General features: G+C 60.3%; 1 protein-coding gene. It reads left to right on the top strand.

The window, feature by feature from the left end; all coding sequences use genetic code 11:
- A partial coding sequence (locus FTU03_RS15970; RefSeq protein ID WP_000685544.1) for an IS91-like element ISVsa3 family transposase occupies positions 1 to 1,152 on the top strand: 1,152 nt, incomplete at its 5' end.
- Between the last annotated feature and the right edge of the window lie 235 nt (positions 1,153 to 1,387).

The raw sequence follows: 1,387 nt of genomic DNA, 5'->3' as shown, positions 1-1,387 counted from the left end.
CTGCCTGAACAACCCATGCGTCAGTGGGTGTTGAGCTTCCCGTTTCAGCTGCGTTTCCTGTTTGCCAGCCGGCCCGAGATCATGGGGTGGGTGCTGGGCATCGTTTACCGCGTCATTGCCACGCACCTGGTCAAGAAAGCGGGCCATACCCACCAAGTGGCCAAGACGGGCGCGGTCACCCTGATCCAGCGTTTTGGATCGGCGCTCAATCTGAATGTTCACTTCCACATGCTGTTTCTCGACGGTGTGTATGTCGAGCAATCCCACGGCTCAGCGCGTTTCCGCTGGGTCAAGGCGCCGACCAGCCCAGAGCTCACCCAGCTGACGCACACCATCGCCCACCGGGTGGGTCGCTATCTGGAACGGCAAGGCCTGCTGGAACGGGATGTCGAAAACAGCTATCTGGCCTCGGATGCGGTGGATGACGACCCGATGACACCCCTGCTGGGGCACTCGATCACTTACCGTATCGCTGTCGGTTCACAGGCGGGGCGAAAGGTGTTCACTTTGCAAACTCTGCCGACCAGTGGTGATCCGTTCGGTGACGGGATTGGCAAGGTAGCCGGGTCCAGCCTGCACGCCGGCGTGGCGGCCAGGGCCGATGAACGCAAGAAGCTCGAACGGCTGTGCCGGTACATCAGCCGCCCGGCGGTATCCGAGAAGCGGCTGTCGTTAACACGAGGCGGCAACGTGCGCTACCAGCTCAAGACGCCGTACCGGGACGGCACCACGCACGTCATTTTCGAACCATTGGATTTCATTGCAAGGCTGGCCGCCCTGGTACCGAAGCCCAGAGTCAACCTAACCCGCTTCCACGGGGTGTTCGCACCCAACAGTCGGCACCGGGCGTTGGTCACGCCGGCAAAACGGGGCAGGGGCAACAAGGTCAGGGTGGCTGATGAACCGGCAACACCAGCACAACGGCGAGCGTCGATGACATGGGCGCAACGGCTCAAGCGTGTTTTCAATATCGACATCGAGACCTGCAGCGGCTGCGGCGGCGCCATGAAAGTCATCGCCTGCATTGAAGACCCTATAGTGATCAAGCAGATCCTTGATCACCTGAAGCACAAAGCCGAAACCAGCGGGACCAGGGCGTTACCCGAAAGCCGGGCGCCACCGGCTGAGCTGCTCCTGGGTCTGTTTGACTGACGAGCCTGAAGGCCAACGATACCAATCAAAATGCTGCGTTCACAGCGCCGCGGCAGGGATCCGCCGTGCTGGTTGTCGGAAAAGGAGCCGCTAGTGGGAAAGAGGAGGGTAAATTTTCAGCGTTGCTGGCTCCCCGTCAGCCGGATTGGGTTGCATCGCAGGGGTGTCGAAAGAGTCAACTGCGGTCCAAAGCTGTTGGACTTGGGTGAAAAGGGCGTTTATTCTTCCTATACGT

The sequence above is a fragment of the Acinetobacter sp. YH12046 genome, assembly GCF_013419905.1.
GTDB lineage: Bacteria > Pseudomonadota > Gammaproteobacteria > Pseudomonadales > Moraxellaceae > Acinetobacter.
This window is presented reverse-complemented; position numbering and strand designations above follow the sequence as displayed.